This is a genomic window from Aestuariibaculum sp. YM273, assembly GCF_030908365.1.
Taxonomy (GTDB): Bacteria; Bacteroidota; Bacteroidia; order Flavobacteriales; family Flavobacteriaceae; genus Aestuariibaculum; species Aestuariibaculum marinum.
This window is the reverse complement of sequence record NZ_CP133090.1, coordinates 680,025-706,609: the sequence shown is the minus strand read 5'-3', so window position 1 is coordinate 706,609 and position 26,585 is coordinate 680,025. Positions and strand designations below refer to the sequence as shown.

The 26,585-nt window shown below is 36.2% G+C and carries 23 protein-coding genes and 3 tRNA genes; 17 read left to right on the top strand and 9 right to left on the bottom strand.

Annotation, left to right across the window (positions count from 1 at the left end):
• Positions 1-7 precede the first annotated feature (7 nt).
• Positions 8-652 (top strand): outer membrane beta-barrel protein, encoded by a 645-nt coding sequence (locus RBH94_RS03140; protein ID WP_307882320.1) that lies wholly within the window; start codon positions 8-10, stop codon positions 650-652.
• 66 nt (positions 653-718) lie between these two features.
• Here the strand turns inward: RBH94_RS03140 and RBH94_RS03135 are convergent, their stop codons facing one another.
• The 5 genes from RBH94_RS03135 to RBH94_RS03115 form a co-directional block, all read right to left on the bottom strand.
• Positions 719-1,531 (bottom strand): purine-nucleoside phosphorylase, encoded by an 813-nt coding sequence (locus RBH94_RS03135; RefSeq protein WP_307882319.1) that lies wholly within the window; start codon positions 1,529-1,531, stop codon positions 719-721.
• Positions 1,528-2,199: a TIGR04282 family arsenosugar biosynthesis glycosyltransferase gene (locus RBH94_RS03130; protein WP_307882318.1), complete on the bottom strand. Its 672-nt coding sequence runs from the start codon at positions 2,197-2,199 to the stop codon at positions 1,528-1,530. The genes RBH94_RS03135 and RBH94_RS03130 overlap by 4 nt, the downstream gene beginning before the upstream one ends.
• 10 nt (positions 2,200-2,209) lie before the next feature.
• On the bottom strand, positions 2,210-3,262 hold the full coding sequence (arsS, locus tag RBH94_RS03125; RefSeq protein ID WP_307882317.1) for an arsenosugar biosynthesis radical SAM (seleno)protein ArsS: 1,053 nt from the start codon (positions 3,260-3,262) through the stop codon (positions 2,210-2,212).
• A gap of 41 nt (positions 3,263-3,303) precedes the next feature.
• Complete coding sequence (locus RBH94_RS03120; protein WP_240571923.1) at positions 3,304-3,639, bottom strand: arsenosugar biosynthesis-associated peroxidase-like protein; 336 nt, start codon at positions 3,637-3,639, stop codon at positions 3,304-3,306.
• Positions 3,640-3,784: 145 nt separating this feature from the next.
• Positions 3,785-4,927, bottom strand: coding sequence for an acyl-CoA dehydrogenase (locus tag RBH94_RS03115; protein ID WP_307882316.1), 1,143 nt, complete (start codon positions 4,925-4,927; stop codon positions 3,785-3,787).
• Between the two features lie 94 nt (positions 4,928-5,021).
• Between RBH94_RS03115 and RBH94_RS03110 the strand changes: the two genes are divergently transcribed.
• The 11 genes from RBH94_RS03110 to RBH94_RS03060 all read left to right on the top strand — a co-directional run bounded on the left by RBH94_RS03110 (position 5,022) and on the right by RBH94_RS03060 (position 13,618).
• Positions 5,022-6,092 (top strand): anhydro-N-acetylmuramic acid kinase, encoded by a 1,071-nt coding sequence (locus RBH94_RS03110; RefSeq protein WP_307882315.1) that lies wholly within the window; start codon positions 5,022-5,024, stop codon positions 6,090-6,092.
• A gap of 160 nt (positions 6,093-6,252) precedes the next feature.
• Entirely contained in the window at positions 6,253-7,479 is a 1,227-nt protein-coding gene (locus RBH94_RS03105) for a Glu/Leu/Phe/Val dehydrogenase dimerization domain-containing protein (protein ID WP_307882314.1), read from the top strand.
• Positions 7,480-7,493: 14 nt separating this feature from the next.
• On the top strand, positions 7,494-8,891 hold the full coding sequence (gene nhaD, locus RBH94_RS03100; protein ID WP_188223423.1) for a sodium:proton antiporter NhaD: 1,398 nt from the start codon (positions 7,494-7,496) through the stop codon (positions 8,889-8,891).
• A 52-nt stretch (positions 8,892-8,943) separates the two neighbouring features.
• Positions 8,944-9,645 carry a MotA/TolQ/ExbB proton channel family protein gene (locus RBH94_RS03095; protein ID WP_307882313.1) on the top strand — a complete coding sequence of 234 codons (702 nt, stop codon included), beginning with the start codon at positions 8,944-8,946 and terminating at the stop codon, positions 9,643-9,645.
• Positions 9,645-10,040, top strand: coding sequence for a biopolymer transporter ExbD (locus RBH94_RS03090; RefSeq protein WP_188223425.1), 396 nt, complete (start codon positions 9,645-9,647; stop codon positions 10,038-10,040). Before RBH94_RS03095 ends, RBH94_RS03090 begins: the two co-directional genes overlap by 1 nt.
• A 126-nt stretch (positions 10,041-10,166) precedes the next feature.
• Entirely contained in the window at positions 10,167-11,015 is an 849-nt protein-coding gene (locus RBH94_RS03085) for an energy transducer TonB (protein WP_307882312.1), read from the top strand.
• 4 nt (positions 11,016-11,019) lie between these two features.
• Complete coding sequence (locus RBH94_RS03080; RefSeq protein ID WP_307882311.1) at positions 11,020-12,237, top strand: folylpolyglutamate synthase/dihydrofolate synthase family protein; 1,218 nt, start codon at positions 11,020-11,022, stop codon at positions 12,235-12,237.
• A gap of 62 nt (positions 12,238-12,299) precedes the next feature.
• Positions 12,300-12,374, top strand: a tRNA-Val gene (locus RBH94_RS03075).
• A 97-nt stretch (positions 12,375-12,471) separates the two neighbouring features.
• Positions 12,472-12,546: transfer RNA gene (locus RBH94_RS03070), tRNA-Val, on the top strand.
• A gap of 95 nt (positions 12,547-12,641) precedes the next feature.
• Positions 12,642-12,716: transfer RNA gene (locus tag RBH94_RS03065), tRNA-Val, on the top strand.
• Positions 12,717-12,847: 131 nt separating this feature from the next.
• Positions 12,848-13,618, top strand: a complete 771-nt coding sequence (locus RBH94_RS03060; RefSeq protein WP_307882310.1) for a LuxR C-terminal-related transcriptional regulator — start codon at positions 12,848-12,850, stop codon at positions 13,616-13,618.
• 161 nt (positions 13,619-13,779) lie between these two features.
• Here RBH94_RS03060 and murF read toward each other — a convergent pair whose 3' ends face one another.
• Together murF and gldJ are read right to left on the bottom strand one after the other, a co-directional pair.
• A complete protein-coding gene (gene murF / locus RBH94_RS03055) occupies positions 13,780-15,060 on the bottom strand; it encodes a UDP-N-acetylmuramoyl-tripeptide--D-alanyl-D-alanine ligase (protein ID WP_307882309.1) in 1,281 nt (426 codons plus the stop codon).
• A 92-nt stretch (positions 15,061-15,152) separates the two neighbouring features.
• Positions 15,153-16,844: a gliding motility lipoprotein GldJ gene (gene gldJ, locus RBH94_RS03050; protein ID WP_188223430.1), complete on the bottom strand. Its 1,692-nt coding sequence runs from the start codon at positions 16,842-16,844 to the stop codon at positions 15,153-15,155.
• Positions 16,845-17,109: 265 nt separating this feature from the next.
• Here gldJ and porU point away from each other — a divergent pair, with 265 nt between their 5' ends.
• From porU to RBH94_RS03025, 5 genes are all read left to right on the top strand, one after another.
• Positions 17,110-20,994, top strand: a complete 3,885-nt coding sequence (gene porU / locus RBH94_RS03045) for a type IX secretion system sortase PorU (protein WP_307882308.1) — start codon at positions 17,110-17,112, stop codon at positions 20,992-20,994.
• A 34-nt stretch (positions 20,995-21,028) separates the two neighbouring features.
• A complete protein-coding gene (porV, locus tag RBH94_RS03040; RefSeq protein ID WP_307882307.1) occupies positions 21,029-22,273 on the top strand; it encodes a type IX secretion system outer membrane channel protein PorV in 1,245 nt (414 codons plus the stop codon).
• 128 nt (positions 22,274-22,401) lie between these two features.
• Entirely contained in the window at positions 22,402-22,884 is a 483-nt protein-coding gene (cdd, locus tag RBH94_RS03035; RefSeq protein WP_307882306.1) for a cytidine deaminase, read from the top strand.
• Positions 22,885-23,095: 211 nt separating this feature from the next.
• Positions 23,096-24,094 carry a pyruvate dehydrogenase (acetyl-transferring) E1 component subunit alpha gene (pdhA, locus tag RBH94_RS03030; RefSeq protein ID WP_307882305.1) on the top strand — a complete coding sequence of 333 codons (999 nt, stop codon included), beginning with the start codon at positions 23,096-23,098 and terminating at the stop codon, positions 24,092-24,094.
• Between the two features lie 3 nt (positions 24,095-24,097).
• Positions 24,098-25,732 carry a pyruvate dehydrogenase complex dihydrolipoamide acetyltransferase gene (locus RBH94_RS03025; protein ID WP_307882304.1) on the top strand — a complete coding sequence of 545 codons (1,635 nt, stop codon included), beginning with the start codon at positions 24,098-24,100 and terminating at the stop codon, positions 25,730-25,732.
• 103 nt (positions 25,733-25,835) lie between these two features.
• Here the strand turns inward: RBH94_RS03025 and RBH94_RS03020 are convergent, their stop codons facing one another.
• Positions 25,836-26,108: a DUF4242 domain-containing protein gene (locus tag RBH94_RS03020; RefSeq protein ID WP_188223436.1), complete on the bottom strand. Its 273-nt coding sequence runs from the start codon at positions 26,106-26,108 to the stop codon at positions 25,836-25,838.
• 22 nt (positions 26,109-26,130) lie between these two features.
• The gene (locus RBH94_RS03015) at positions 26,131-26,505 is read right to left on the bottom strand and encodes a group 1 truncated hemoglobin (RefSeq protein ID WP_188223437.1); all 375 of its coding nucleotides are present in this window, start codon (positions 26,503-26,505) and stop codon (positions 26,131-26,133) included.
• Positions 26,506-26,585 lie beyond the last annotated feature (80 nt).

The window sequence follows — 26,585 nt, the reverse complement described above, 5'->3', positions numbered from 1 at the left end:
GAAAAGTATGAGAAGTTTTTTTTTGAGTTTATGTTCTATGGTATTCGGATTGTTTGCATTTGCCCAGAGTTATGGTGGAAGTCCATGGGTTTTTGAAGCAGGAATTAATGCCGTAAATGTATATTCGGTAGGAGAGGATGCGCCTCAAGGTCCTTTTTTTGATGAGTTTTTTAATGTGAATGATCATTGGAATATTGGCTTACCAACTGTTAAAGTAGCCAGATACATAAATGATGATGTTTTTGTTAGTGTTAGAGCGTCTTTTAATAAATTAAATAAGTGGGGAGAATTTCCTAATGATCCAAAAGCGGAAGTGGATAAACTTACTTATTTAGGATTCGATGCCATGATTAATACAAATATTAACAACTTGTTTGAATCTGAAAAAGTAGAACCTTTCGTTGGAGCTGGATTAGGATATACCTGGATTCAGGAAGGGGAATATAATATGCTTTCACCAGCCAATGGAACCGATGATTTGGTTGGAGCAGCAACCATCAATGTGAGTGCAGGTTTGAAATACTGGTTTACTGAAACTATTGGTTTGAGTTGGGAAACCACTTATAAGCATTCGTTTGAAGATTATTTAACGAAGCATTGGCAACATAGCCTAGGAGTTATTTTCAAGATTGAAGATTGTACCTGTTACTAATATAAACATGAAAAAAAAGGCTTAGTTTTTACTAAGCCTTTTTTTATTTAATACTTTAATAGAAGCTTACAAAGATTTAATAAGATCACGGAATAAAGTAATCATATTAGGTTCGGCTTTTTTAGCCATTTCAATAATTTCGGTAATATCCACAGGCTGTAAGTTATCTGGATCACATTCATCGGTTAAAACAGAAACTGCAGCAACCTGTAGTTTTAAATGGTTGGCTACAATAACTTCAGGTACAGTACTCATACCTACAGCATCGGCACCAATAATTTTTAGCATGCGATATTCGGCTCTGGTTTCCAGTTGCGGACCTAAAACACTGGCGTAAATGCCTTCGTGTAAGGTAATACCATGATTCTTCGCTATAGTTTTAAATTTAGAATTAATAGTTGCATTGTACGGCGCGCTCATATCTACAAAGCGTTCGCCTAAATGTTCAACACCCATAAATGCTAATGGTGAATCGCCTTGAAGGTTTATATGGTCGTCAAGAAGCATCAATTCACCTTTTTTAAAATTGGTATTAATGGCGCCGGCAGCATTGGATACTAATAAGGTTTTAATACCCAATTTCTCCATAATACGAACCGGGAACGTTACATCCTGCAGGCTATAGCCTTCATACAAGTGGAAACGGCCTTGCATAACCATGATTTTTTTACCTTCTAAAATGCCGTAAATCAACTTGCCTTTATGAAATTCTACTGTTGCAGTCGGGAAGTTAGGAATGTGGTTATAACTTACTTCATGTAAAATTTCAATTTCGTTAACAAGCTGACCAAGCCCTGTACCCAAAATAATACCTATTTCAGGATTGTCAAAACCCTTGCCTTTTAAGTAATCTGTAGTTTCGTTTATTATCTTAATCATGTGGTGTAATACGGTTTTAATTCTTGATAGTCTTGAATATCTTCAAAGGTATCAATATCGTTTAACTCTTTTAACATGTAAACGTTGTTGTTTTGTAAATTTTCTAAAGTGTCTTTTAAAACGGTTTCGGTCCCCCAATGTTTATTTTTAAAAATGTCTTGATTTAAAATAGTCATGCCTAATAGGTAGTAACCGCCATCTTTAGCAGGGCCAATAACATAATCACCTTTATTTAATTCTTGAAAAGCTTCGTTGATGATATCTTCATTTAAATCTAATAAATCACTACCTATAATAATTGCTTTTTCATATCCTAAACTGAAAAGATGAGCAAAAGCCTGTTCCATGCGTTCTCCTAAATCCTTACCGTGTTGTAATTTCTTTTTGAAAACATCGGGGTTCCATAAATCGTCTTTAATGATGTTTTTAGAATAGAACACAAACTTGTCTGCTTCAAGGTTTACAGTAATTGATGAGGTATGTTTTAATAGATGTTTGTATATATTAAGAGCAGCTTCGTTACCAACAGTTTTAGCAAGTCGCGTTTTGCATTTTCCTAATTCCGGATTTCTAGTGAAAATGATTAAAGCCTCTTTTGATGTTGGAAAATGAAAATCGAATGTCATGTCGTTATCATTGTCCTGTCTTTTTTTGTTGATAAATCCCATATTTTATGATTTAAGCAACTGTACCCTGACAACTGCTACCGGCACCCGCAGTACAACCGTAACAATGTTGAGAAATCACAATATCTCGACCTTCAAGGAGACTCTCATTGTATTCAGAAATATGTTTTACTTCATTATTTACAGGAAGTTCGAGCATTTGATTAAAATCGCAATCATATAAATACCCATTCCAACTTACAGAAAGTGTATTGGTACACATCACATTACTTACTGCATTCGGATTGAAAGCTTCTACCAGCGCGTACATGTAATCTTCATAATTTTCTGAAGCTATTAAATAATCTAAAAAGCGACTAACAGGTAAATTGGTTAAGGCAAATAGGTTGTGAAAATGAATGCCAAAGTCATCTAAAAGCGCTTTTTTAAAATCTTTCTCCATTGCCATTTGATTTCCTGGTAAAAAAGCACCTGATGGATTATAAACTAAATCTAATTTTAAGTTGCTATCAGGCATGCCATATCCAACATCATTCAGCATTTTTAAAGCTTTAAGTGAAGCCTCAAAAACGCCATCGCCACGTTGCTTATCGGTTTTGCCTTTAGTCCAGTGTGGCATAGAACTTACCACATGAACATTATGATTTTTAAAGAATTCAGGTAAATCGTGATATTTTTTGTTGGCTGTAATGATGGTAAGATTCGATCGAACAATAAAATCTTTTATACCAGCCTTTGAAGCTTCATCTACAAACCATCGAAAATGAGGGGTCATTTCCGGAGCTCCACCAGTTAAATCCAGCGTATGAGCACCAGTGTTTTTAATCACCTCCAAACATTGTAGCATCGTGTCTTTAGTCATAATTTCTTTGCGGTCTGGGCCGGCATCAACATGGCAGTGGCTACACGTTTGATTGCACATGTACCCTAAGTTTATTTGTAAAATTTCAAGCTTTTTAGCTTTAAGAGGGAACTGATTGGTTTCCGAAATTTTAGCTTTAAAGGTTGGTAGCTCACCTTGTTTAAAAATGCCATTAGATAAAATGTCTAATTGCTTTTTAGCATGAGCTAACTCGCTTTCTCTTTTATGCAGGGATTTAATCATAGGTGCTGTATTAGTTTTCGATTCGAAGCAATATAAATGGTTTACATGTCTAGTTTATTCACTTTGTTCATCATTTGAACACCGTGTACTAAAGACGCGCCACCACGAATAGCAGCAGCCACATGTAAAGCTTCCATCATTTCTTCTTTAGTAATACCTCGTTGTAATCCGTCACCGGTGTAAGCGTCAATACAATAAGGGCACTGAATGGTGTGTGAAACAGCTAAGGCGATTAGCGATTTTTCACGTTCGGTTAGGGCGCCTTCCTCAAAAACTTTTCCGTAGTATTCAAAAAATTTAGCGCCAAGTTCTTCATTCCACTCCGATATTTTTCCAAATTTCTTAAGGTCCGCTGGGTCGTAATATGTTTTTTGCATGAATGTTTTTTGTTTAAAGATAGAAATCTATGGTTTTAAAGTCGAAAGGTTTTAATATTCTTAACAAAAAAAGCCCATGATTCACAAAGGAACAATGGACTTAAAAACGTTTCAGTTTTTTGATCTAGAAATTAAAAAGTGGAATTTAATCTTTTGTAATACTTCTGGAGATAACAATTTTCTGAATCTCGGAAGTACCTTCGTAAATCTGAGTAATTTTAGCATCCCGCATTAAACGTTCTACGTGGTAATCTTTTACAAAACCATTACCGCCAAAAATCTGAACAGCTTCAGTGGTGTGTTGCATAGCTACTTTCGACGCTTGCAATTTTGCCACGGCACTTGATACGTCGTAATTTTTGCCTTGGTCTTTGTCCCAGGCAGCGCGCATCACCAGATAGCGAGCAGCTTCAATATCAGAATACATATCGGCTAATTTAAAAGCAATGGCCTGATGATTACATATTTCTGTTCCGAAGGCCTTACGTTCTTTGGAATATTTTAATGCTAGTTCGTAAGCGCCAGAGGCAATACCTAAAGCCTGAGCAGCAATGCCAATGCGTCCGCCAGAAAGTGTTTTCATTGCAAAACGGAAACCGGAACCGTCATCACCAATGCGATTTTCAATAGGAACTTTTACGTCGTTAAACTGAAGGGTGTGGGTGTCGCTTCCCCGGATTCCTAATTTATTTTCCTTAGGTCCAATATGGAAACCTTCCATGCCTTTTTCAATAATAAATGCATTGATGCCGTGCGACCCTTTATCTCTGTCGGTTTGAGCAATTACCAGATATACATCGGCGCGACCACCATTGGTAATCCAGTTTTTTGTTCCGTTTAAAATATAATGATCACCTTTATCAATAGCCGTCGTTTTTTGTGAAGTAGCATCGCTACCAGCTTCAGGTTCACTTAAACAGAAAGCACCCACGAATTCTCCGGTAGCCAGTTTAGTAAGATACTTTTGTTTTTGTTCTTCGGTACCATAGGCTTCCAGACCATAGCAAACTAATGAATTATTAACCGAAACAATCACTGAGGCTGAAGCGTCAATTTTTGAAAGCTCTTCCATAATAAGAACATACGATATGGTATCCATACCACTGCCACCGTATTTAGGATCTACCATAATCCCCAGAAAACCTAGATCTCCCATTTTTTTGACGAGATCATTCGGAAAGTGTTGGTTTTCATCACGTTCAATAACGCCGGGAAGCAATTCATTCTGAGCAAAATCGCGAGCGGCATCGCGAATCATTTTATGTTCTTCGGAAAGATTGAAATTCATAATTCTTAGTTATTTTGTTTATTTGGTAAAAAATATACACAAATATAGCTTTTTAATGATAATTTATTAAAAACCATTCTTATTTTTGTTGAGTATGGCAAAAAATAAATACAACGTAGTAGGAGTCATGTCGGGGACCTCGTTAGATGGTGTCGATTTGGTTTATGTGACTTTTAAGAAAGGTAAGCAATGGGAATTTGACATTGTTAAAGCGGAAACAGTAGCTTACCCGAAATATTGGGTAGAACACTTGAGGGGGTTGGTGTCGAATTCTTTAGAGGAATTGAAGGTTATAGATGTAGAGTATACGAAATATTTAGCTGAAGTGATTCGAAATTTCATTTTAAAACATGACTTAAAGGACATCGATGCTGTGTGCTCTCATGGTCATACAGCGTTGCATCAACCGGAAAAGAAACTAACGTATCAAATTGGTAATCTACCAGAACTGGCAAAACTTTGTGGCCAAAATGTGGTTTGCGATTTTAGGATTCAGGATGTTGAATATGGAGGTCAAGGTGCACCGTTAGTGCCAATAGGGGATAAGTTGTTGTTTTGTGATTACAACTTTTGTTTGAATTTGGGAGGTTTCGCTAATATTTCAACCGAGATTGAAGAACAGCGCATTGCTTACGATATTTGTCCTGTAAATATTGTATTGAATCATTATGTGAAGCACTTAGGATTAGCGTATGATGATTCAGGAAAAATTGCTGCTTCTGGAATTGTTCATAAGGAATTATTAAGCCAATTGAACGATTTAGGTTTTTACAAAGAATCCTATCCAAAATCTTTAGGTCTGGAATGGGTAAAAACAAATGTCTTTCCACTAATAGATCATTTTAAGTTAGAAACACAAGATATTCTTAAAACATTTGTCGAACATATTGCTAAACAATTGGCTGCTGAAATCAATAAAAAGGAAGCTGCTTCGGTGTATATTACTGGCGGCGGCGTTTACAATGTTTATTTAATAGAAAGACTAAAGCAGTATACAAAAAACACCATAATAATTCCTGCAAATACAATTGTAGAATTTAAAGAAGCTTTAATTTTTGGGTTCTTGGGCGTGTTAAAACTTCGTGACGAAAATAATTGTTTAAGCAGTGTAACTGGTGCTATAAACGACCATTCTTCCGGCAAAATATACCTTCAGCAAAAATAATATAAAATTAATCTGTTAGGATTTTTAGTTTTTTATATTTGTGGATTAATAATTTTAAACTGTTTAAAAATGACTCAATTATAGCTACGCTTTAATTTATTATCCACGGAATACATCAATCAAGACTTAGCTAAAACGAATCAATTTTTAAATATCAACAATGAAAGAATTATTAAAGAAATACGAAAATAAAACTCCCGAAATTATATTCAACTGGAAAGATTCTGAAACCGAAGCTGAAGGCTGGGTGGTGATTAATTCACTGCGCGGTGGAGCGGCTGGTGGAGGAACCAGAATGCGATTAGGACTTGATGTAAACGAGGTGCTATCTTTAGCAAAAACTATGGAAATTAAGTTCACGGTGTCAGGGCCTGCAATTGGCGGCGCAAAATCGGGAATTAATTTCGATCCTAAAGACCCAAGAAAAAAAGGGGTTTTAGAACGCTGGTACAAAGCGGTATCTCCGTTACTTAAAAGTTACTACGGTACCGGAGGTGATTTAAATGTAGATGAAATTCACGAAGTGATTCCAATTACAGAGGAAAGTGGCGTTTGGCATCCACAGGAAGGTGTGTTTAATGGTCATTTTAAACCTACAGAAGCCGATAAGATAAACCGCATTGGGCAGTTAAGGCAAGGAGTTATAAAAGTAATTGAAAACCCAAAGTATTCCCCCGACGTTTTAAGAAAATATACGGTAGCAGACATGATTACAGGCTTTGGAGTGGCTGAAGCTGTAAGGCATTACTACAATATTTACGGTGGCGAGGTTATAGGTAAACGCGCTGTAATTCAGGGATTTGGTAATGTAGGAGCTGCCGCTGCATATTATTTGGCTCAAATGGGTGCAAAAGTGGTTGGAATTATCGATATTGCAGGCGGTTTAATTAATGAGGAAGGTTTTACGTTTGAGGAGATTAAAGCATTGTTTCTTGCAAAACAGGGCAATACTTTAGAGAGCGATAATTTAATTCCTTTTGATGAAATCAACGATAGAATTTGGAGTATTCAAGCCGAAATTTTTGCGCCATGTGCTGCATCTCGATTAATAACAGAAGGTCAGATTAATCAATTAATAGATAGTGGTCTTGAAGTGGTGTCGTGTGGAGCTAATGTGCCGTTTGCCGATAAAGAAATCTTCTTTGGACCAATTATGGAGCATACCGATAATCAGGTGAGTTTAATTCCAGATTTTATTTCAAACTGCGGTATGGCACGTGTGTTTGCCTATTTTATGGAACGCCGTGTACAAATGACCGATGATGCGATTTTTAACGATACATCAAATAAAATAAAAGAAGCAATAGAAAACGTATATAACAAAAACCAGCATAAAACCGGTGTGAGTGCCACGGCATATGAGATTGCACTCAGCCAACTTGTATAATTTTTAAATTTTTTATGGAAACAGCGATTATTTTAGTATTTGTATTAGGCTATTTGGCCATTACTCTTGAACATAACTTAAAAATAGATAAACTTATCCCAGCCTTAGTGATGATGGCTATTTGTTGGGCTTTGATTTCTTTAGGTTTAGATAGCTTTCCAAATTGGTTCGATTCTGCTCAACATGCTTTGTTAGATGGTTTTGGTAATTTCGGCCATGAAGAGAAGCTTCATCTGATGGAAGAAACTTTGTTGCACCACTTAGGTAAAACAGCAGAAATATTAGTCTTCCTTTTGGGAGCTATGACGATTGTGGAAATTATTGATTATTTCGATGGTTTCGCAACAATTAAAAGCTTTGTAAAGACAAAGAAAAAAAGCAAAATCTTATGGATTTTCTCAATCTTAGCCTTTGTTTTATCAGCTATCATAGATAACTTAACAGCAACTATTGTACTAATTTCAATTCTTCAGAAAATTGTTAAGGAAAGAGATGTGCGTATTTGGTACGCTGGTTTAATCATTATCGCAGCTAATGCGGGTGGAGCCTGGTCTCCAATTGGTGATGTAACCACGACTATGTTATGGATTGGTAAGAAAGTATCATCAGATCATTTATTTGTTTACCTTTTTATCCCTTCATTATTATGTATGGCGGTACCATCTTTTATCGCATCTTTCTTACCAGTATTTAAAGGTGATTTAGAAATAGATGAAAGTGATGATGACAAGCCAAAATCTAAATACAGTGCAACAATGTTGTATTTAGGTCTAGGAGCAATTGTTTTTGTTCCTGTATTTAAAATGGTAACGCACTTACCTCCTTATGTAGGTATGATGTTATCTTTGGGTGTTGTAGCTGTTTTTGCTGAAATTTATAGCAGTTCAAAATTCAGTATGACTGAGTTTGGCGCTGAAGAAAGTGATGCGCACGCGCACCACAGTCCGGTACACCACTCGTTATCTAAAATTGAATTACCAAGTATTTTATTCTTCTTAGGTATTTTAATGGCAGTAGCAGCATTAGAGTCTTTAGGTATTTTATTCGGTTTTGCTGAATCTTTACAGGAAACAATGCCTATGTTAGGAACAGAAATTCACGTAGGTGAAGGCGTTTCAGATTTAGTAGTTCTATTATTAGGAGTAGGTTCTGCCGTTATTGATAATGTACCTTTAGTAGCAGCATCGTTAGGAATGTTCCATGAGCCATTAGATAACGAACTTTGGCACTTTATTGCATATGCAGCAGGTACAGGAGGAAGTATGTTAATCATCGGATCGGCTGCCGGAGTAGTTGCAATGGGAATGGAAAAAATAGATTTCTTCTGGTACTTTAAAAAGATTTCGTGGTTAGCTTTAGTTGGGTTTTTAGTAGGTGCAGCTGCATTTATGGTAACCAGAACAATGTTCTAACATACTTTTATAAGAAAACCTACGTTATACAATTGCCCAAAAACTTAATTATATGCTTAACACTTTATTACAAAACACTCAAGAAGGCGCCTTGTTATTAACCGATGAGGAGTCTGTTGAAAAAACACTTTCCATTATAGAGCTCATCAGTAGTGGTGGTGTTGCTGGTCAAGTAATTATCCTACTTTTATTTGTGTTGCTTGTTGCAGCGATTTACATTTATTTCGAACGCTTGTTTGCTATAAAAGCAGCAGCTAAAATAGATGCGAATTTTATGAATCAGATTAAAGACCACGTTACGCATGGTAAAATCGATTCAGCACAATTGTTATGTGCTCAGGCCAACTCGCCAGTATCAAGATTAATCAACAAAGGGATTTCCAGAATTGGAAAACCATTGGCCGACATCAATACTGCTATTGAAAATGCAGGTCGATTAGAGGTTTACAGTTTAGAGAAAAACGTAAGTGTGCTTGCAACTATTTCAGGAGCAGCGCCAATGATTGGTTTCTTAGGTACGGTTATTGGTATGATCTTATCTATTTTCGAAATTGCTAATTCAGGAGGTCAAATCGATATTAAACTTTTAGCTGATGGTTTATATACAGCGATGACGACTACGGTAGCAGGTTTAATTGTAGGTATTGTAGCGTATATGGCATACAATCACCTGGTAGTTAAAACCGACAAAGTGGTGTATCAAATGGAAGCCCACTCGGTAGAATTTTTAGATCATTTAAATGAGCCGATTTAATGAATTTAAAAGGAAGAAATAAAGTTACGCCAGAGTTCAGTATGGCATCAATGACAGATATCGTATTCCTGTTGTTGATATTTTTCATGTTGGCCTCTACCTTAGTAACGACTAATGCGATTGATATTTTATTGCCGAAAGCTAGTGGTAAAACGGAGAATAAAAAATCAATTGCTGTTAGCATTAAGAAAGATTTAACCTATTATATCGACCAAAAACGTGTTGGTGAAAGCGTACTGGAAAACGAATTGTTAGCCTTATTGTCTTCAGAAGAAAAACCAACCATTGTTTTAAGAGCAGAGAAATCAGTTCCTGTGGAAAATGTAGTTAAGGTTATGGATATAGCTAATAGAAACAAGTTTAAGGTTATTCTGGCAGTAAGGCCGAATAACTAAGGTGTCTAGAAATCGACGATTCTTATCCGTCGAGGTGAAATAAAGAGAAATGTCTATGTTTTGTAGGCTTATAAGACGTAGACGTTTCTTCTTTTAATAGATCAAAAATAATATTAAAATTAACTGATGAAATATTTCGAAACCAAGCACGAAAAAGACTCAGCAAAGTTAACAGCCTTGATTACTGTTATTTTGTTGTTATTGTTGTTTGTTGTTGGTGCACCTTATATGGATCCGCCAGTGGAATATGGTGTAGCAGTTAATTTTGGAACTACCGATTTTGGTTCAGGAAATGTTCAGCCATTAAAACCTATAAAATCTGAACCAAACGAGATTAATCGTCCAACCGAACCAGAAGTTACTCAAACCGAACCGACTAAGTCCGCTATAGCAAAGGAGGAAGTTTTAACAGCTGATAACGCAGAAGAAATTGCCATCAAAAAGCAAAAGGAAGCAGAAGCTAAGGCGAAAGCCGAGGCCGATGCGAAAGCTAAAGCGGAAGCTGAACGTATTGCTAAAGAAAAACGAGAGCAGGAAGAAAAAAAGAAGAAGCTCGATGCGTTAATTGGTGGTGTTAGTAAATCTGAAGGTTTAGCAACGGGTGGTGAAGGAGACGATAATAAAGCGGGCGATAAAGGCCAGTTAGATGGCGATCCTTATGCACCAAGCTATTTTGGATCTGGAGGTTCAGGAAGCGGAGGTGTAGGTTATGGTCTCAACGGACGAGGTAAAGCTTCATATCAAACTTTAAAACAAGATTGTAACGAATCCGGATTGGTTATTGTTAAGATAATAGTAAACCGAAATGGTAACGTTATTGAAGCAGAACCGGGCGTAAGAGGAACAACCAATACAGCAGCGTGTTTATTGGAGCCAGCAAAAAAAATTGCTTTATCTCATAAATGGCAGGCAGACCCAAATGCGCCAGCAAAACAAATAGGGTTTGTAAAAGTGAACTTCAAATTAGGGCAGTAATAGCATGATATATCAAGATACAATCAATTGGATGTTTACCCAACTACCAATGTATCAACGCCAGGGCCAAACGGCTTTTAAAAAGGACTTATCGAATACCATTAAACTGGTTGAATACCTCAATCATCCCGAACGAAATTTTAAATCTATTCATGTGGCTGGAACCAATGGAAAAGGGTCTTCAAGTCATATGTTAGCTTCTATTTTACAGGAAGCCGGTTATAAAGTGGGATTGTATACGTCACCGCATTTAAAGGATTTCAGAGAGCGCATAAAGATTAATGGTAATATGGTGAATGAAACCTTTGTTGTTGATTTTATAGCTGATAATAAAGTGTTTTTAGAAAGTAACCAATTGTCTTTTTTTGAGATGACCGTTGGTATGGCTTTCGATTATTTCTCAAAAGAGCAGGTTGATATTGCAGTTGTTGAAGTGGGTATGGGCGGCCGATTAGACTCTACCAATGTGATTACGCCAGAGGTGTCGGTGATTACGAATATAGGCTTAGATCATACGCAATTTTTAGGGAATACACTTGATGTAATTGCTGCGGAAAAAGGAGGGATTATAAAGGTGCAGGTTCCTGTAGTGATAGGAGAGACTCAAAAGGAAACCACAGCTGTTTTTACAAAGTTGGCTGAAGAAAATGGGGCGAACATTATATTCGCCGATCAACAACCTTCTAAAACTTATGATAGCGATTTAATCGGGCCTTATCAAGCTAAGAATATTATAACTGTTCAGCAGGCTATAAAGCAATTACAGTTAAAAGGCTTTAGCTTTTCAGAAGAACATATCAAAGAAGGCTTTAAGAATGTGGTTAAGAACACAGGATTATTAGGGCGCTGGCAAACGTTGCAAACAAAACCCAAGGTGGTTTGCGACACGGGGCATAATCGAGACGGATTAACGTATGTGATGCAACAACTTTTAAAAGAAAAATATAAGGTCTTACATGTGGTTTTTGGTGTGGTAAATGATAAAGATATAAGTTCCATTATAGACTTGTTGCCTAAGAAAGCCGTGTATTATTTTTGTAAACCGGACATTCCACGTGGTTTGGAAGCAGAAACTTTAAAACAGAGTTTTGAAGAATATGGACTGAACGGTGAAGCCTATGGTTCTGTTAATGAAGCATATCGATCGGCATTAACAAACGCCAAAGAAGATGATTTTATTTTCATAGGTGGCAGTACTTTTGTCGTTGCTGAAATAATTTAAATTTTTACAAAAAATGTTTTTGTAGAACCAAAAACTAGCTTATATTTGCACACCTAATTGAAGGGCGCGTAGCTCAGTTGGTTCAGAGCACTTGGTTTACACCCAAGGGGTCAGGGGTTCGAATCCCTTCGCGCCCACAAAAAGTTCAAAATACCTGATATAAGAATCAGGTTTTTTAATGACATATTGTGAGGCTAATTTCAATTAGAAATTTACTCAAACCCGAAAATATTCGGGCGCGTAGCTCAGTTGGTTCAGAGCACTTGGTTTACACCCAAGGGGTCAGGGGTTCGAATCCCTTCGCGCCCACATAAGTTTAAAAACCTGATATAGAAATCGGGTTTTTTAATGACATATTGCGAGACTAGTTTCAATTAGAAATTTACTCAATCCCGAAAATATTCGGGCGCGTAGCTCAGTTGGTTCAGAGCACTTGGTTTACACCCAAGGGGTCAGGGGTTCGAATCCCTTCGCGCCCACACACACATATTAAAATCCTAAAGTATTGTGCTTTAGGATTTTTTATTTGCTATTATTTCTTCTTTCAAATAGGTATTTATCTTACAATTCGGCATTTTTTAATACATTTAGGATTACATAAGTTGCTATTATGAATTTAAATGAAATTAAAGGTCTTTATAAGGAAGTGTTTAAAACCTATGATCACCCGTCATTAGAAGAACATGTTAAGAAGATTGTAGAGTTAGATACGTATTTACCTTATAGTTCTACTTTTTTTTGTATTACTAATACTCGGGATCTCAAGTTTGAGTATATAAGTAAGAATATGACCGCTTGTTTGGGGTTGGAAAAGTCCTTATTCGAAACGCAGGGCATGCGTTATTTTTGGGGGAGAATGCATCCTGATGATGTAGAACAATGGTTGCAGGCTTTAAATGAATTGATGAAGTTTACTTTATCTGAAATTGATTTAAAGGATAGGAGTAAGATGAGTTATACCTGGAATTATCGATTGATGAATTCGGATGGGAATTATGTTAACGTCGTTCAGAATACTACTCCAATAGAGTTCGATCACTCCAATAAACCTATAATTGGCTTAGCGCATTATACAGTATTAGCACCTGAAATTAAAATGAGTATTTGTGCCACAGCTAAACTTTTAAATGATAAAAATGAGTACGAAACCGTTTATTTTAACAATTTTTCCCATAAATTGTTGACAGACGCTGTTAGTAATCGTGAGCGTGATATTATAAGACTATTAGTATTAAATCATTCCAGTAAAGATATTGCTGAAAAGCTGAATATTAGTCCAAATACGGTGGATACACATCGACGTAACATCTTAAAAAAGTTCAATATATCGTCTACCGGAGAATTGATTGGTATTATAAAAATGAATAATAGTATTATCTAAACTACTGTGATGTTAAAAAATTAGATAAAAAATACTCAAATTGAGTATTGTTAAGCAATCCATAAAATACAATCTTTGCTAAGCTATTAATTAATTCTTAGGGAGAGTTAAGTAAATATGTGCCTGTTAATATTGAGTTATTTCAGGCACTTTTATTTTAATTACAGTAAATCCAAAATTCTTTCCATAGCCATGCCTCTGGAGCCTTTTATTAAAAGGGTGCTATTGTGTAAATCTGTGCTGTTAATATTTGATTTAAAATCTTCAAACGATTTAAATTTTAACAGGTTTTCAGCAGTGGTTTCGGTATTAAAGAAGTTTTCTCCTATAACAATAACTTTATCGATGTTAAGAGATGTTGATAACTTCAGGATATTTTCGTGTTCGATTTTTGCGTCATTTCCTAATTCAAACATATCTCCAATAATGGCTATTTTATTGGAGTCCATTAACTTATCAAAGTTAAGTAGTGCTGCCTGCATACTTGATGGGTTAGCATTGTATGCATCTAAAATGATTTTACACGTTCCTTTGTTAATAACCTGTGAACGGTTATTTGTTGGTGAATAATTTTCAATAGCAGACTTAATATCGTTGTCTTCTACTTCAAAATAATTGGCAATAGCGATGGCTGCTGCTATATTATTGAAATTATAAGCGCCAATTAATTGACTCTGGATAGTTAGATTATTGTAGCTTAATTTTACGTTAGGTTGGGCTTCGATAAAATTGATAGTAACATCTAAATTATCGGTATTTCCAAAAACAATTCTTTTGGTATTTGTGGTTTTTTCCAATTGAATCGGATCATTACCATTAACAAAAATGGTTTTGTTGTTTGCAATTAGAAAATCATACATCTCACTTTTACCTTTAATTACGCCGTCAACACTACCAAAACCTTCTAAATGCGCTTTCCCAAAATTGGTGATGTACCCAAAGTCTGGTTTAGCAATAGCGCAAAGTATTTCAATTTCTTTTAGATGATTGGCGCCCATTTCAACAATGCCAATCTCTGTGTCTTTGGTCATCGATAATAGTGTTAAAGGCACACCTATATGATTGTTTAAATTACCAATAGTAGCTGTAGTTTTATACTTTTTTGATAGCGTGGCATTAATCAGTTCTTTGGTGGTTGTTTTACCGTTACTTCCGGTTAAGGCAATGATAGGTAGGTCTAAATAATCCCTGTGGTAGGTTGCTAATTGCTGAAGTGTTTCAAGCACGTTATCAACAAGAATGGTTTGTGAAGAGGTGTTGAATTCTTCTTCATCTATAATACAGTATTTAGCGCCGCTTTTTAAGGCTTGCTCTGCGTATTTATTTCCATTGAAATTTTCACCTTTTAGGGCAAAAAACATATCGTTGAATTCAAGTTTACGAGTATCGGTACTAATGGCGCGACATTCTAAGAATAGACTGTGTAATTGGGCTATTTTCAAAAGATGAAGATGTTTTAAATTGGAAAATAAAAGTATAAAAAAAAGTCCTAACGGTAGGTTAGGACTTTTAATATTATTAACAAGTTGTTGAACTAGTTTTTTGTTTTGAATTTCTGTTGAGATTTAGAACCTACTCTCGACATAGCACATCTAAACCCGATGTAATCTGTTGCCATATCTTGAGGGTAGTAGCGACGTTGCGCAGGGTCTAACCAGTACTCTCTGTCTTTCCAAGAACCTCCTTTGTAAACTCTGGCTTCATCGTTGATTAAAGACGTTCTGTTGTTAGATTTGTCATATTGTCTAATAAGGTTTCCTAAAGAGTCTCTTGTTACAACATTTTTAGGTGAGTTGTACATTTTTCTGGTAAGCGCATCAGCATTAGTTCCTTCTTCATCGTCGTTAAAGCTTTCAAAATAACGAGAAGACCTTTTATCTCCGTCTCTATAGTTAACTTGATTACTCTTGTCGAAGTTAGTACGTAAATAAGTTTCGTTTTCATCAACAGGCACTTGTAAAATTTCACCTGGTAGATTTCTTGCTATTATTTTTCCGTTAGAAAGTGTGTCGTACACGATGTCTTCTGGAGTTACTACTTTTACAGTTCCGTCATCGTTCAAGGCATTTTTTGTATAAACGTTACCACGGTAGTAGTTGAAATCGTTGAATTCGTCGTCAACAATAGGACGGTAAACATCGGCAACCCATTCTGCTACGTTACCAGCCATATCGTATAAACCATAATCATTAGGTTCGTATGATTTAACAGCATTTGTGATGTCAGCTCCATCATCAGACCAACCTGCGATTCCGCCGTAATCACCTTTACCTTGCTTGAAGTTAGCTAAATGATCTCCACGGTATTTACGTTTTCCATTACGAGTATATTGTCCTTCCCATGGGTATTTTTTACGTCCACGGTATAAGTTGTAACTTCTAATTTCACTTAAACCTAAGGCTGCATACTCCCATTCAGTTTCTGTTGGAAGTCTGTACTTTGGTGTAATAAGTCCTGTTTCTCTGGTAGCATAGATATTAGTTTCGTTACCATCGGCATCGGTTCTAACAAATCTTTTGTTTCTGCTGTCTGGATTTATAACTTCTTCGTTTCCTCCGTAGGTTAAAGTTGGAGCATTAATATAAGTATCCGTATTAAAAGTGGCATCAGCACCTACATCGGTAACTTTAGCATCACGTTTAAGGTAGCCTTCGCGCTCTAGTGTATATTCGTTAACACGATCTGTACGCCAGTTAGCGAACTCAACAGCTTGAATCCAGCTAACACCTACTACAGGATATTCACCATAAGCAGGGTGACGCAAGTAGTTATCTGTCATTACTTCGTTATATCCTAAACGATTTCTCCAAACCAATGTGTCTGGTAAAGCACCATGATATATAGCTCTGAAGTTCTCATCAGAAGGTGGATAAACCCGTTTAATCCAGTCTAAATATTCCATGTACATGGCATTAGTAACTTCAGTTTCATCCATGTAGAACGATTGAACGTGTTGCTGGTTAGGCGTATTGTTCCAATCGTGCATTACGTCATCTTGAACTCGTCCTTTGGTAAAGGTTCCTCCTTCAATAAAAACTAAACCAGGAGCTGTTTCCTGTTCTTTAAAGTCTGTATTGTATTGAAAACCTCCCTCACGAGAGTTGATTTGCCATCCTGTAGCTCTGGAAGTGTTCTTCGAGCTCGATGATTTTTTACAACTAGTTATGGTCGCGGTTAGGGCTAAAACTAGTAAAACCTTGAATGCTACTACTTTTTTCATATTCATACATTTAAGTAAGCTAATAATATTTTTGGTGATGCAATATAAGAATTAAACCTAACAATGCAAGCGTATTTTTACATTTTACCCAAAAAAATGTGCATTTCAACCTATTTTTTGGGTCTTACATCGATGTTTTTGAGGTTTTTCGATCTTATTTTGTGTTTTATTAACGTGTATATTGCTAAATTATTATTGTATTTTTGAATCTGTTTTTAAAATAGTAGCTTATAGTCATACTATATAGGTATTATTCACGTTAATTTTAGCAATGAAAGAGAAAATTTTATTCATCTTATTTTTAATTTCTGCTTTTGCCTTCGGGCAGCAGAAAACGTTTAATCTGACTTGGAAACCTTCTAAAACGATTTCCAGTGATACGTATACGCTGGAATTACCTGGGTTTAATGATGAGAATTTTAGTTATGATTTTACTGAAGGTCTTCGATTTGTTTCTCAATGGTCGACCTCCAGCACAGTAGATGAAAGTTCTTTGGCGATTAGTAATGTGGTTTACGCTTCAATATCTAAACAGGAGTTAAAAGATTTGGATGTTTCCACTCTTACGTCAAATTTAAAATTTAGTTTAAAAAATGCGATTGCCAGAGATAAACGATATGTGTTGTTTCAAATAACACCTATTATTAAAGATGCTAACGGCACGTTTAAAAAAGTAATGTCGTTTCAAATAAATTATTCACAAGGAGGAAATACTTCGAAAACCAATTTATTAAATAAGACTTATGCAACTAAGGCTATAACTAATTCGGTGCTTAGTAGCGGGGAGTGGTATAAGTTTTATGTCGATACCACAGGTGTGTTTAAATTGTCTAAAAGTTTTTTACAGCGTTTAGGGGTTAATGTTAATAGCGTAGATCCAAGAACCATCAAACTATATGGAAATGGAGGAAGAATGATACCGTATTCCAATGCAGAAGCTTATCCGTACGATGTGCAGCAAAATGCTATTAAATTCGTTGGAGAAGAAGATGGTGTTTTCGATAATAACGATTATATACTGTTTTATGCTCAAGGTCCTCGAATGTACAATTCTGAAAGCAATACGAATATCAATTGCTACACAGACAAAACGTACTATTATATCAATGTTAGTGCTGGTTCAGGAAAGCGTATTCAACCCTTTGCACAGCCCACAGGGACTGTTGGTATGGTAATTAATACATTTCAGGACTACAAGTTTTATGAAAAGGATGAACATAACATTGCGTTTTTAGGTCGTCGCTGGTTTGGCGATCGGTTTGATGTAGATAACAATAAAAGTTTTTCTTTTGATTTTCCTGATTTGGTCACTGCTGAGCCTGTAACTTTAAGGGTTTTTGTGGCTGCTACAGCGTCAACATCAACCTCTATGAATGTGAATGTAAATGGGAACTCATTAGCGACTATGAATTTGAGTGGAGCGAATTCACCAACGCTTGCCAGTGGAGCTTCATACTTTAATACTATTACGGTAAATTCATCAACGATTAATGTAGGGTTGAATTACAATAATCAAGGAAACCCTAGTGCTGTAGGTTATCTTGATTATATCTCGGTAGAAGCGACAAGATCGCTTAAATTTCATAATAAACAGTTCGAATTTAAAAATGATAAGGTAATCTCCGCTTCCGGTATAGGTGAATATCAGATTACTGAAGCTTCTGGTATTTCTGAAATTTGGGATGTGACCGATATCTATAATGTATCGAATTATGTTAATAGCGAGCAAGCCGCCACGCTTAGTTTTACAGCTGTAATGGGGGAGTTAAGGAATTACGTTGCTGTGACTAACAGTGATTTTTATGAACCCAAATATGATTCTAATACCTCTATAAGTAATCAAAATATAAAGGGAACGGTTTTTCAAAATAGTTTAGGAGAGTTTCATGATGTCGATTATATTATTGTTTCGCCAGATAATATGTTGAGTCAGGCTAATCGTTTAGCTCAGATTAATACAACTCAGTATGGGCTTAACGTGAAAGTATTTGGTTTAGATGAAATTTATAACGAATTCAGCACTGGAAATCAGGATATTGGAGCCATAAGAAACTTGGTTAAATATGTTTATGATAATGCTAGTGCGCCAGATAAACGTTTAAAATATCTTTGTTTGTTTGGAGATGGGTCTTTTGATTATAAAGACAGAATGGCCAACAATACTAATATAGTACCATCATGGCATTCCTATAATAGTTTTAATTTGACCAACTCATACATCTCAGACGATTTTTACGGTATGATGGATGATAATGAAGGAACCATGCTAACTAGTGATAAACTGGATATTGCTGTGGGAAGAATTATAGCCGATAATCCGCAACAGGCTAAAGAGCTTGTTGATAAAATTGAATCGTATTATGCCAAAGAGGCCTACGGAAGTTGGCGAAATAATTTTGTTGTGGTTTCAGATGATGTGGATCAGGATTGGGAAGGTATATTGCAATCTACTACCGATAACCTTGGTAATATGGTAACAGAAGCCAAGCCGTTTATGAATGTTGTAAAGATTCATAGCGATGCCTTTAAACAGGAAACTTCTGCCGGAGGAGAGCGTTACCCCGAAGCATCAACAGAATTTTTAAATGCCATTGATAACGGAGCATTGGTGGTTAATTATTTTGGGCATGGAGGAGAAGATGGCTTAGCTCAGGAACGCATTTTAACGAAACCAAATATTGAATCTTTCAGAAACTATAATAAACTGAATTGTTTTGTAACGGTTACTTGCGAGTTTACAAAGTTTGATAATCCGTATAGACAAACAGCAGGAGAGTTTACCTATTGGAACAAAGACGCAGGTGCCATAGGTTTAATAACTACAACCAGGCAGATATTTGTGAGTTTTGCTATCGCTTTTAACAATGTTTTGGGCGAGTATCTTTTTTCTTTTAATGATAATGATGCTTATGGAGATTTTGAATATCCTTCCATGGCAGAAGCTTTACGCCTAACAAAAAATGACCCAATCATATCAGGTCAGAGTCAAAGGCGTTTAATCTTTTTTATAGGAGATCCAGCAATGAAATTAGCTTTTGCTAAACCAAATGTGAGATTAACACAAATCAATGATGTCCCAATTGCTCAATCAACAGATACATTAAAAGCATTAAGCTATGTTAAACTGGCAGGTGAAGTTACCGATTTATCCGGGAATATACTTTCTAATTATAATGGTGTACTTTCTACTACGATTTATGATAAAGATATCGATAGACAAACCTTGGCAAATGATGGCACTCGATTAAACGGAGAGTTAGTGAAGTTGGATTTTAAAACATTAGGTGAAGCTATATTTCGAGGGCAAGCCACGGTTGAAAACGGACAATTTGAATTTGATTTTATAGTTCCAAAGGATATTGGTATTCCTGTTGGTTTTGGTAAAGTAAGTTTTTATTCCGAAAACGGAGCGTTGTTAGAGGATCAGACAGGGGCAAGTGTTAGCACAATAAAAATTGGAGGACTGAATGAAAATGCCGAAGAGGACAATATAGGGCCTGTGATTACACTGTATATGAATGATGAATCATTTGTCTCTGGAGGTATTACCAATGAATCTCCAACATTATTAGTGAAACTAGAAGACGCAAATGGGATAAATACCGCAAGTGGAATTGGTCATGATATTGTAGCTATATTGGATGGAGATGAAACCAACCCTTTCATATTAAATGATTATTATCAAACGGAGTTAGATGTATACACGAATGGTACAGTAAGTTTTCCTTTTCGGGATTTAGAACCCGGTTTGCATACCTTAACTATTAAAGCTTGGGATGTTTACAATAATTCATCAACTGCCGAAATTCAATTCGTGGTTTATGATGAAGATCAGGAACTGGTAATAGATAATGTTTTAAACTATCCTAACCCGTTTGTAAATTACACCGAATTTTGGTTCAATCACAATAGTTCGGCACCTTTAAACGTTTCTATACAGATATTCACGGTTTCAGGAAAGCTGGTAAGAACATTAAACGGTCAAACAGCAGGTGGAGGCATTGTAAATAGCACGCTTTCAAGAGATATTGTCTGGGATGGTCGAGACGATTTTGGAGACAGGATAGGAAAAGGAGTTTACATATATAAATTAACCGTCCAATCTGAAGTGCTCAATAAAAAAGTAGAAAAAATAGAGAAGCTTGTTATACTATAATAAAAATATATATTTGTTGAATTAAAACTAATCCATGAAAAACCAATTATTATTTCTTTTAGCACTGGTGGCTATTATAAACGTTAGTGCACAAACAACTATAATTCCAAATGACAATGATTCTAGGGTAATTACAACCGGTATGCCGTTTGTTTTAATTGCACCAGATGCAAGAGCAGCAGGTATGGGCGATATGGGAGTCGCGACTTCAGTTGATGCTTTTTCTCAACAATGGAACTCTTCTAAGTATGTTTTTTCGGAAACAAAATCAGGAATAGGTGTTAGTTATACGCCTTATTTAAGTAAGCTAGTAAACGATATTTTCTTAGGAAACGTAACATATTTTAATCGTTTAGATGAGCGTAGTGCATTTGCTGTGAGTTTTAAATATTTTTCTCTAGGTGATATTGAATTTGTAGCAGATGAATTCGCTACACCGTTAATTCAGCGTCCAAATGAGTTAACTATCGATGCATCTTATGCTTTACGTTTATCAGATCAGTATGCAATGTCTGTGGCAATGCGTTATTTACGTTCCGATTTAAGATTAGATGGTGTAGATGGCGATACAACACCAGCAGGTACGTTTGGAGTAGATATTTCCGGATATTACCAAAGTGAAGAGGAAGTGTATTCTGATTTTAACGGACGATGGCGAGCAGGTTGGGCGATTCAAAACATAGGTCCTAAGTTTAAATACGATCAAGGGGGGTATGAAAACTTTCAGCCGACTAATTTAAGATTAGGAGGAGGCTTTGACTTTATTTTCGACCAGTACAACACCATTGCTGTAACCGCAGAATTTGCTAAATTATTGGTGCCAACACCTCCGATTTTAGGTACAGAATACGAGTATACAGATAACAATGGTAACGGCGTTTATGATGAAGGGGTTGATGATCGAGGTGCTCAGATATCAGAAACAAATGGTGTGATTTACGATGGAAAATCACAAGATGTTAGTTTTTTGTCTGGAATCTTCCAGTCTTTTGGAGATGCTCCGGGAGGTTTTAGCGAAGAGTTAAAGGAATTTACCTGGGCCTTAGGTGCCGAGTACAGGTATCAGGATTCTTTTGCTTTTAGAGCTGGTTATTTTAATGAAAGCGAAGAAAAAGGAGCTAGAAAATTTATGGCCTTAGGAGCCGGATTTAAAGCGAATATTATAAATATTGATTTATCTTATTTGTTCTCTACGTCAAAAGTACAGAGCCCACTTGAAAATACATTGCGTTTCTCTTTAACCTTTAATATTGGTTCTGGAGAATATATGGAGTATTAAGTAAATACTTAGATATTTAATAACAAAAAAACTATTGCTGTGAGCAATAGTTTTTTTGTTTGTAATAGTTTCTTAACTTTATTGAAGCGAGGAACTGTAAAAGTGATCCTCATCTATCAATTGGGTATATGAAACAAATAAAAATAGAAACGGTTTTACAGGTTTTTGATTCTTTAGATGAATTACCTGTTAATATCAAGTCTTTAATGAAGAAAGCTGTAGAAGCAAGAAGTAAAGCTTACGCACCGTATTCTAAATTTAATGTAGGCACAGCGCTTTTATTAGACAATGGTGAAGTTGTTTTGGGAAATAATCAGGAGAATGCTTCCTATCCTTCGGGTTTATGTGCTGAAAGAACAGCTATTTATTATGCGGGTGCACAGTATCCCCAAGCTAGAATTTTAAAAATGGCAATTACAGCGACTTCTACACATAATCCAACAACAAGTCCTATTCCACCATGTGGTGCTTGCAGGCAGGCTATTGCTGAATATGAAATAAAGCAAAAGCAACCTATAGAAATTTATTTTATGGGGGAATCTGGTTCTGTTGCCATGTCAAAATCTCTTGAAAATCTCTTGCCCTTTGTTTTTGATAAATCGGCACTTTAATTTTCTTAAAAGTGCAAATTATTGGTTTGGTTAAACGTTTGAAATTTTAAAAAACGTATCGTTTTTTGTAAAATGTTGAAAATATGTCAAAGTTGAATATGAAGCGTTTTTTTTTTGACATTTTTTTTTACTTTCATTAGTTTCTGTTTTTGCAATAGCGTTCAATGTATTACTTTTGTAATTCGCTTAAGTAAAACCTAGAAATTAGTCGATGCAAAAAATCACAAAAGAGGTTTACCTCAAATGGTATGAAGACATGTTGTTCTGGAGAAAGTTTGAAGATAAACTTGCTGCAGTTTACATACAACAAAAAGTAAGAGGATTTCTTCACTTGTACAATGGTCAGGAAGCCGTGTTAGCAGGAGCTTTACACGCCATGGACTTGACAAAAGATAAAATGATTACTGCTTATAGAAATCACGTTCAACCAATTGGTATGGGTGTAGATCCTAAACGTGTTATGGCAGAATTATATGGTAAAGTAACAGGAACATCTCATGGTATGGGTGGTTCTATGCACATATTTTCTAAAGAGCATCGTTTTTATGGTGGTCACGGTATTGTAGGTGGGCAAATTCCTTTAGGAGCAGGTATTGCTTTTGGTGATAAATACCATGGTAGTGATGCTGTAACGTTATGTTGTTTTGGTGATGGTGCCGCTCGTCAAGGGTCACTACACGAAACATTTAACTTAGCTATGCTTTGGAATTTACCAGTAGTATTTGTTTGTGAAAATAACGGATACGCCATGGGTACTTCAGTAGAACGTACTGCAAACCATAGCGAAGTTTGGAAATTAGGTTTAGGATATGAAATGCCATCTGCTCCGGTTGATGGAATGAATCCTGTAAAAGTAGCTGAAGCATTTGATGAAGCTATTCAACGAGCACGTAAAGGTGGTGGGCCAACGTTTTTAGAGCTTAAAACATACCGTTATAGAGGACACTCCATGAGTGACGCTCAGCATTACAGAACGAAAGATGAAGTAGAAGAGTACAAGAAAATAGATCCTATTACGCAAGTAAAGGAAACTATTTTAGCTGAAGGATATGCTACTGAAGATGATATCAAGGTTATCGATAAGCGCGTTAAAGATCGTGTTTCTGAATGTGAGAAATTCGCAGAAGAATCTGCATGGCCAGAGATACAACAACTTTACGATGTGGTTTACGAACAAGAAGATTATCCATTTATTAAACATAAATTATAAGATATGGCTATAGTAGTAAATATGCCGCGTTTAAGCGATACAATGGAAGAAGGAACGGTCGCAACTTGGTTAAAAAAAGTTGGTGACAAAGTTGAAGAGGGTGATATTTTAGCTGAAATAGAAACAGATAAAGCCACTATGGAATTTGAATCTTTTAATGAAGGAACGTTACTTCATATTGGGGTTCAAGAAGGTGAAACTACCAAAGTAGATGAGCTTTTAGCAATTATAGGAGAAGAAGGAGAAGACATCTCTGCACTGTTAAGTGGAGGAGACTCTGCTCCGGCGGCTCCAGCAAATGAAGAAGCACCAGCTGCTGCTGAGGCTGCTCCTGCTGAAACAAAAGAAGAAGCATCAGAAGCAGTAGACTTACCAGAAGGGGTTATCGTGGTAACTATGCCGCGTTTAAGCGATACGATGGAAGAAGGAACTGTAGCCACTTGGTTAAAGAAAGTAGGTGATGAGGTATCAGAAGGTGATATTCTTGCTGAAATTGAAACCGATAAGGCGACAATGGAGTTCGAATCCTTTCAGTCAGGTACGTTATTACACATAGGTCTTCAGGAAGGTGAGTCTGCAAAAGTAGATTCGTTATTAGCTATAATAGGTCCTGCCGGAACAGATGTTTCTGGCGTGGCGGCTAACTTTAAGGTTGATGCTCCTGCTGCAAAGACAGAAGAAGCTCCTAAAGCTGAAGTTAAAGCCGAAGCGCCAAAGGCAGCTCCTGCATCAGCTCCAGCTGCTGACAAACCAGTGAAAAGAGCAGCTACTCCTGTTACAGAAAACGGACGTGTATTTGTTTCTCCATTAGCGAAGAAAATAGCTGAAGAAAAAGGTATCAACCTAACAAAAATACAAGGTACTGGTGAAAACGGACGTATTGTAAAATACGACGTAGAGAATTACGAACCAGCTCAAGGTGCAGCTGCAGTTGGTAAATTTGTACCAGCAGGTCAAGAAGATTTTGAAGATGTTCCTAACTCGCAAATGCGTAAAGCGATTGCTAAGGCATTAACAAATTCTAAATTCTCAGCACCGCATTATTACCTAAGTGTAGAATTCGATATGGAAAATGCTATGGCTTTCCGTGCGCAATTCAACACCATTCCGGATACAAAAATATCATACAACGATATGGTGGTTAAAGCTTGTGCTTTAGCATTAAAACAGCATCCTCAGGTGAACTCGCAGTGGTTTGCTGATAAAATGCGTTTAAATAACCATGTTCATATTGGTGTGGCTGTTGCTGTGCCTGATGGATTAGTTGTGCCAGTAGTGAAATTTGCTAACGAGCAAACTTTACCACAAATTGGTGCTGCAGTAAAAGAATTAGCAGGAAAAGCTAGAAACAAAAAATTAACACCTGCCGAAATGGAAGGTAGTACGTTTACCGTTTCTAACTTAGGAATGTTTGGTATTGATACCTTTACATCAATCATCAATCAACCTAACTCAGCAATTCTTTCTGTTGGTAATATTGTTGAAAAACCAGTCGTTAAAGATGGTCAAATAGTTGTTGGTCACACAATGAAATTATCATTAGCGTGTGATCACAGAACTATTGATGGTGCTACAGGAGCTCAATTCCTTCAAACTTTAAAAGGATATATTGAGAACCCTGTAACAATGTTAGTGTAATCATTATTCTGAATAATTTAATTCGGGATTTAGTTATATAATATTTTTAAAAAAGCCTAATTCAAATAGAATTAGGCTTTTTTTATTCGTGTTCAGTGTTCAATTATTCAGAGGTTACAGGATCAATTATAGTTGACACTGTACTTATCATATTAGCCGGAAAGCCACCTTGTTTGGCATGTTCTTCTACCAACTCTTTATTAGGCGCAATATACACACAATAAATTTTGTTTTCGGTTACATAACTTTGTACCCAGTTAATTTCGGGGCCCAGGTTTTGTAAGACCTTACATGAGGTTTGAGAAATTGATTTTAATTCTTCACCAGAAAGGTTACCTGCTCCGGGGATTTCTCTTTCTATTACATATTTAGGCATAATTTGAATGTTTAAAGGTTTATTATTTAGCAATTATCATCCCTTTTAATGACCATAGTATTGCGAGTACATCTTTTTTTGTGTCGTCGTCTATTTTATGTTCATCTAAAGCAATAAAAATATCATCAATGGCACACATATACTCGGTTGGGCTAATATTCATGCCCTTGTGAGCTGTTTCCATATCTCTGCCTTCATAAACGGCAGGTCCGCCACTACCTGAATTAAAGAAATTAATGCTGTGTTGTACAACCGTTTCAAAATATTCAGGTCGGTCTTTGTAAGGAAGAAATCGTGCATTAATGTCTGGGTTTTCCATGTGTATATTAATTGCACGTCTTACGATGGCTGAAATGCCATCATTTCCTCCTAATCTTTCGAATAGTGATTTTGTCATAATTTATTGGTTTTGCGCAGGCAAAAGCACTAGTAGAAAAGAGACAATGAATTTAACTAGGTAGACCTATTTAGGGGAAA

Bases quoted from the DNA above. Each gene is read 5' to 3' on its own strand.
- RBH94_RS03105 (WP_307882314.1), top strand. From the start codon at position 6,253: ATGAAAGAATTATTAAAGAAATACGAAAATAAAACTCCCGAAATTATA.
- RBH94_RS03025 (WP_307882304.1), top strand. From the start codon at position 24,098: ATGGCTATAGTAGTAAATATGCCGCGTTTAAGCGATACAATGGAAGAA.
- nhaD (WP_188223423.1), top strand. From the start codon at position 7,494: ATGGAAACAGCGATTATTTTAGTATTTGTATTAGGCTATTTGGCCATT.
- RBH94_RS03085 (WP_307882312.1), top strand. From the start codon at position 10,167: ATGAAATATTTCGAAACCAAGCACGAAAAAGACTCAGCAAAGTTAACA.
- RBH94_RS03090 (WP_188223425.1), top strand. From the start codon at position 9,645: ATGAATTTAAAAGGAAGAAATAAAGTTACGCCAGAGTTCAGTATGGCA.
- pdhA (WP_307882305.1), top strand. From the start codon at position 23,096: ATGCAAAAAATCACAAAAGAGGTTTACCTCAAATGGTATGAAGACATG.
- RBH94_RS03015 (WP_188223437.1), bottom strand. From the start codon at position 26,505: ATGACAAAATCACTATTCGAAAGATTAGGAGGAAATGATGGCATTTCA.
- RBH94_RS03135 (WP_307882319.1), bottom strand. From the start codon at position 1,531: ATGATTAAGATAATAAACGAAACTACAGATTACTTAAAAGGCAAGGGT.
- RBH94_RS03130 (WP_307882318.1), bottom strand. From the start codon at position 2,199: ATGGGATTTATCAACAAAAAAAGACAGGACAATGATAACGACATGACA.
- porU (WP_307882308.1), top strand. From the start codon at position 17,110: ATGAAAGAGAAAATTTTATTCATCTTATTTTTAATTTCTGCTTTTGCC.
- RBH94_RS03110 (WP_307882315.1), top strand. From the start codon at position 5,022: ATGGCAAAAAATAAATACAACGTAGTAGGAGTCATGTCGGGGACCTCG.
- RBH94_RS03115 (WP_307882316.1), bottom strand. From the start codon at position 4,927: ATGAATTTCAATCTTTCCGAAGAACATAAAATGATTCGCGATGCCGCT.
- RBH94_RS03080 (WP_307882311.1), top strand. From the start codon at position 11,020: ATGATATATCAAGATACAATCAATTGGATGTTTACCCAACTACCAATG.
- RBH94_RS03060 (WP_307882310.1), top strand. From the start codon at position 12,848: ATGAATTTAAATGAAATTAAAGGTCTTTATAAGGAAGTGTTTAAAACC.
- RBH94_RS03120 (WP_240571923.1), bottom strand. From the start codon at position 3,639: ATGCAAAAAACATATTACGACCCAGCGGACCTTAAGAAATTTGGAAAA.
- RBH94_RS03140 (WP_307882320.1), top strand. From the start codon at position 8: ATGAGAAGTTTTTTTTTGAGTTTATGTTCTATGGTATTCGGATTGTTT.
- RBH94_RS03020 (WP_188223436.1), bottom strand. From the start codon at position 26,108: ATGCCTAAATATGTAATAGAAAGAGAAATCCCCGGAGCAGGTAACCTT.
- porV (WP_307882307.1), top strand. From the start codon at position 21,029: ATGAAAAACCAATTATTATTTCTTTTAGCACTGGTGGCTATTATAAAC.
- cdd (WP_307882306.1), top strand. From the start codon at position 22,402: ATGAAACAAATAAAAATAGAAACGGTTTTACAGGTTTTTGATTCTTTA.
- RBH94_RS03095 (WP_307882313.1), top strand. From the start codon at position 8,944: ATGCTTAACACTTTATTACAAAACACTCAAGAAGGCGCCTTGTTATTA.
- arsS (WP_307882317.1), bottom strand. From the start codon at position 3,262: ATGATTAAATCCCTGCATAAAAGAGAAAGCGAGTTAGCTCATGCTAAA.
- gldJ (WP_188223430.1), bottom strand. From the start codon at position 16,844: ATGAATATGAAAAAAGTAGTAGCATTCAAGGTTTTACTAGTTTTAGCC.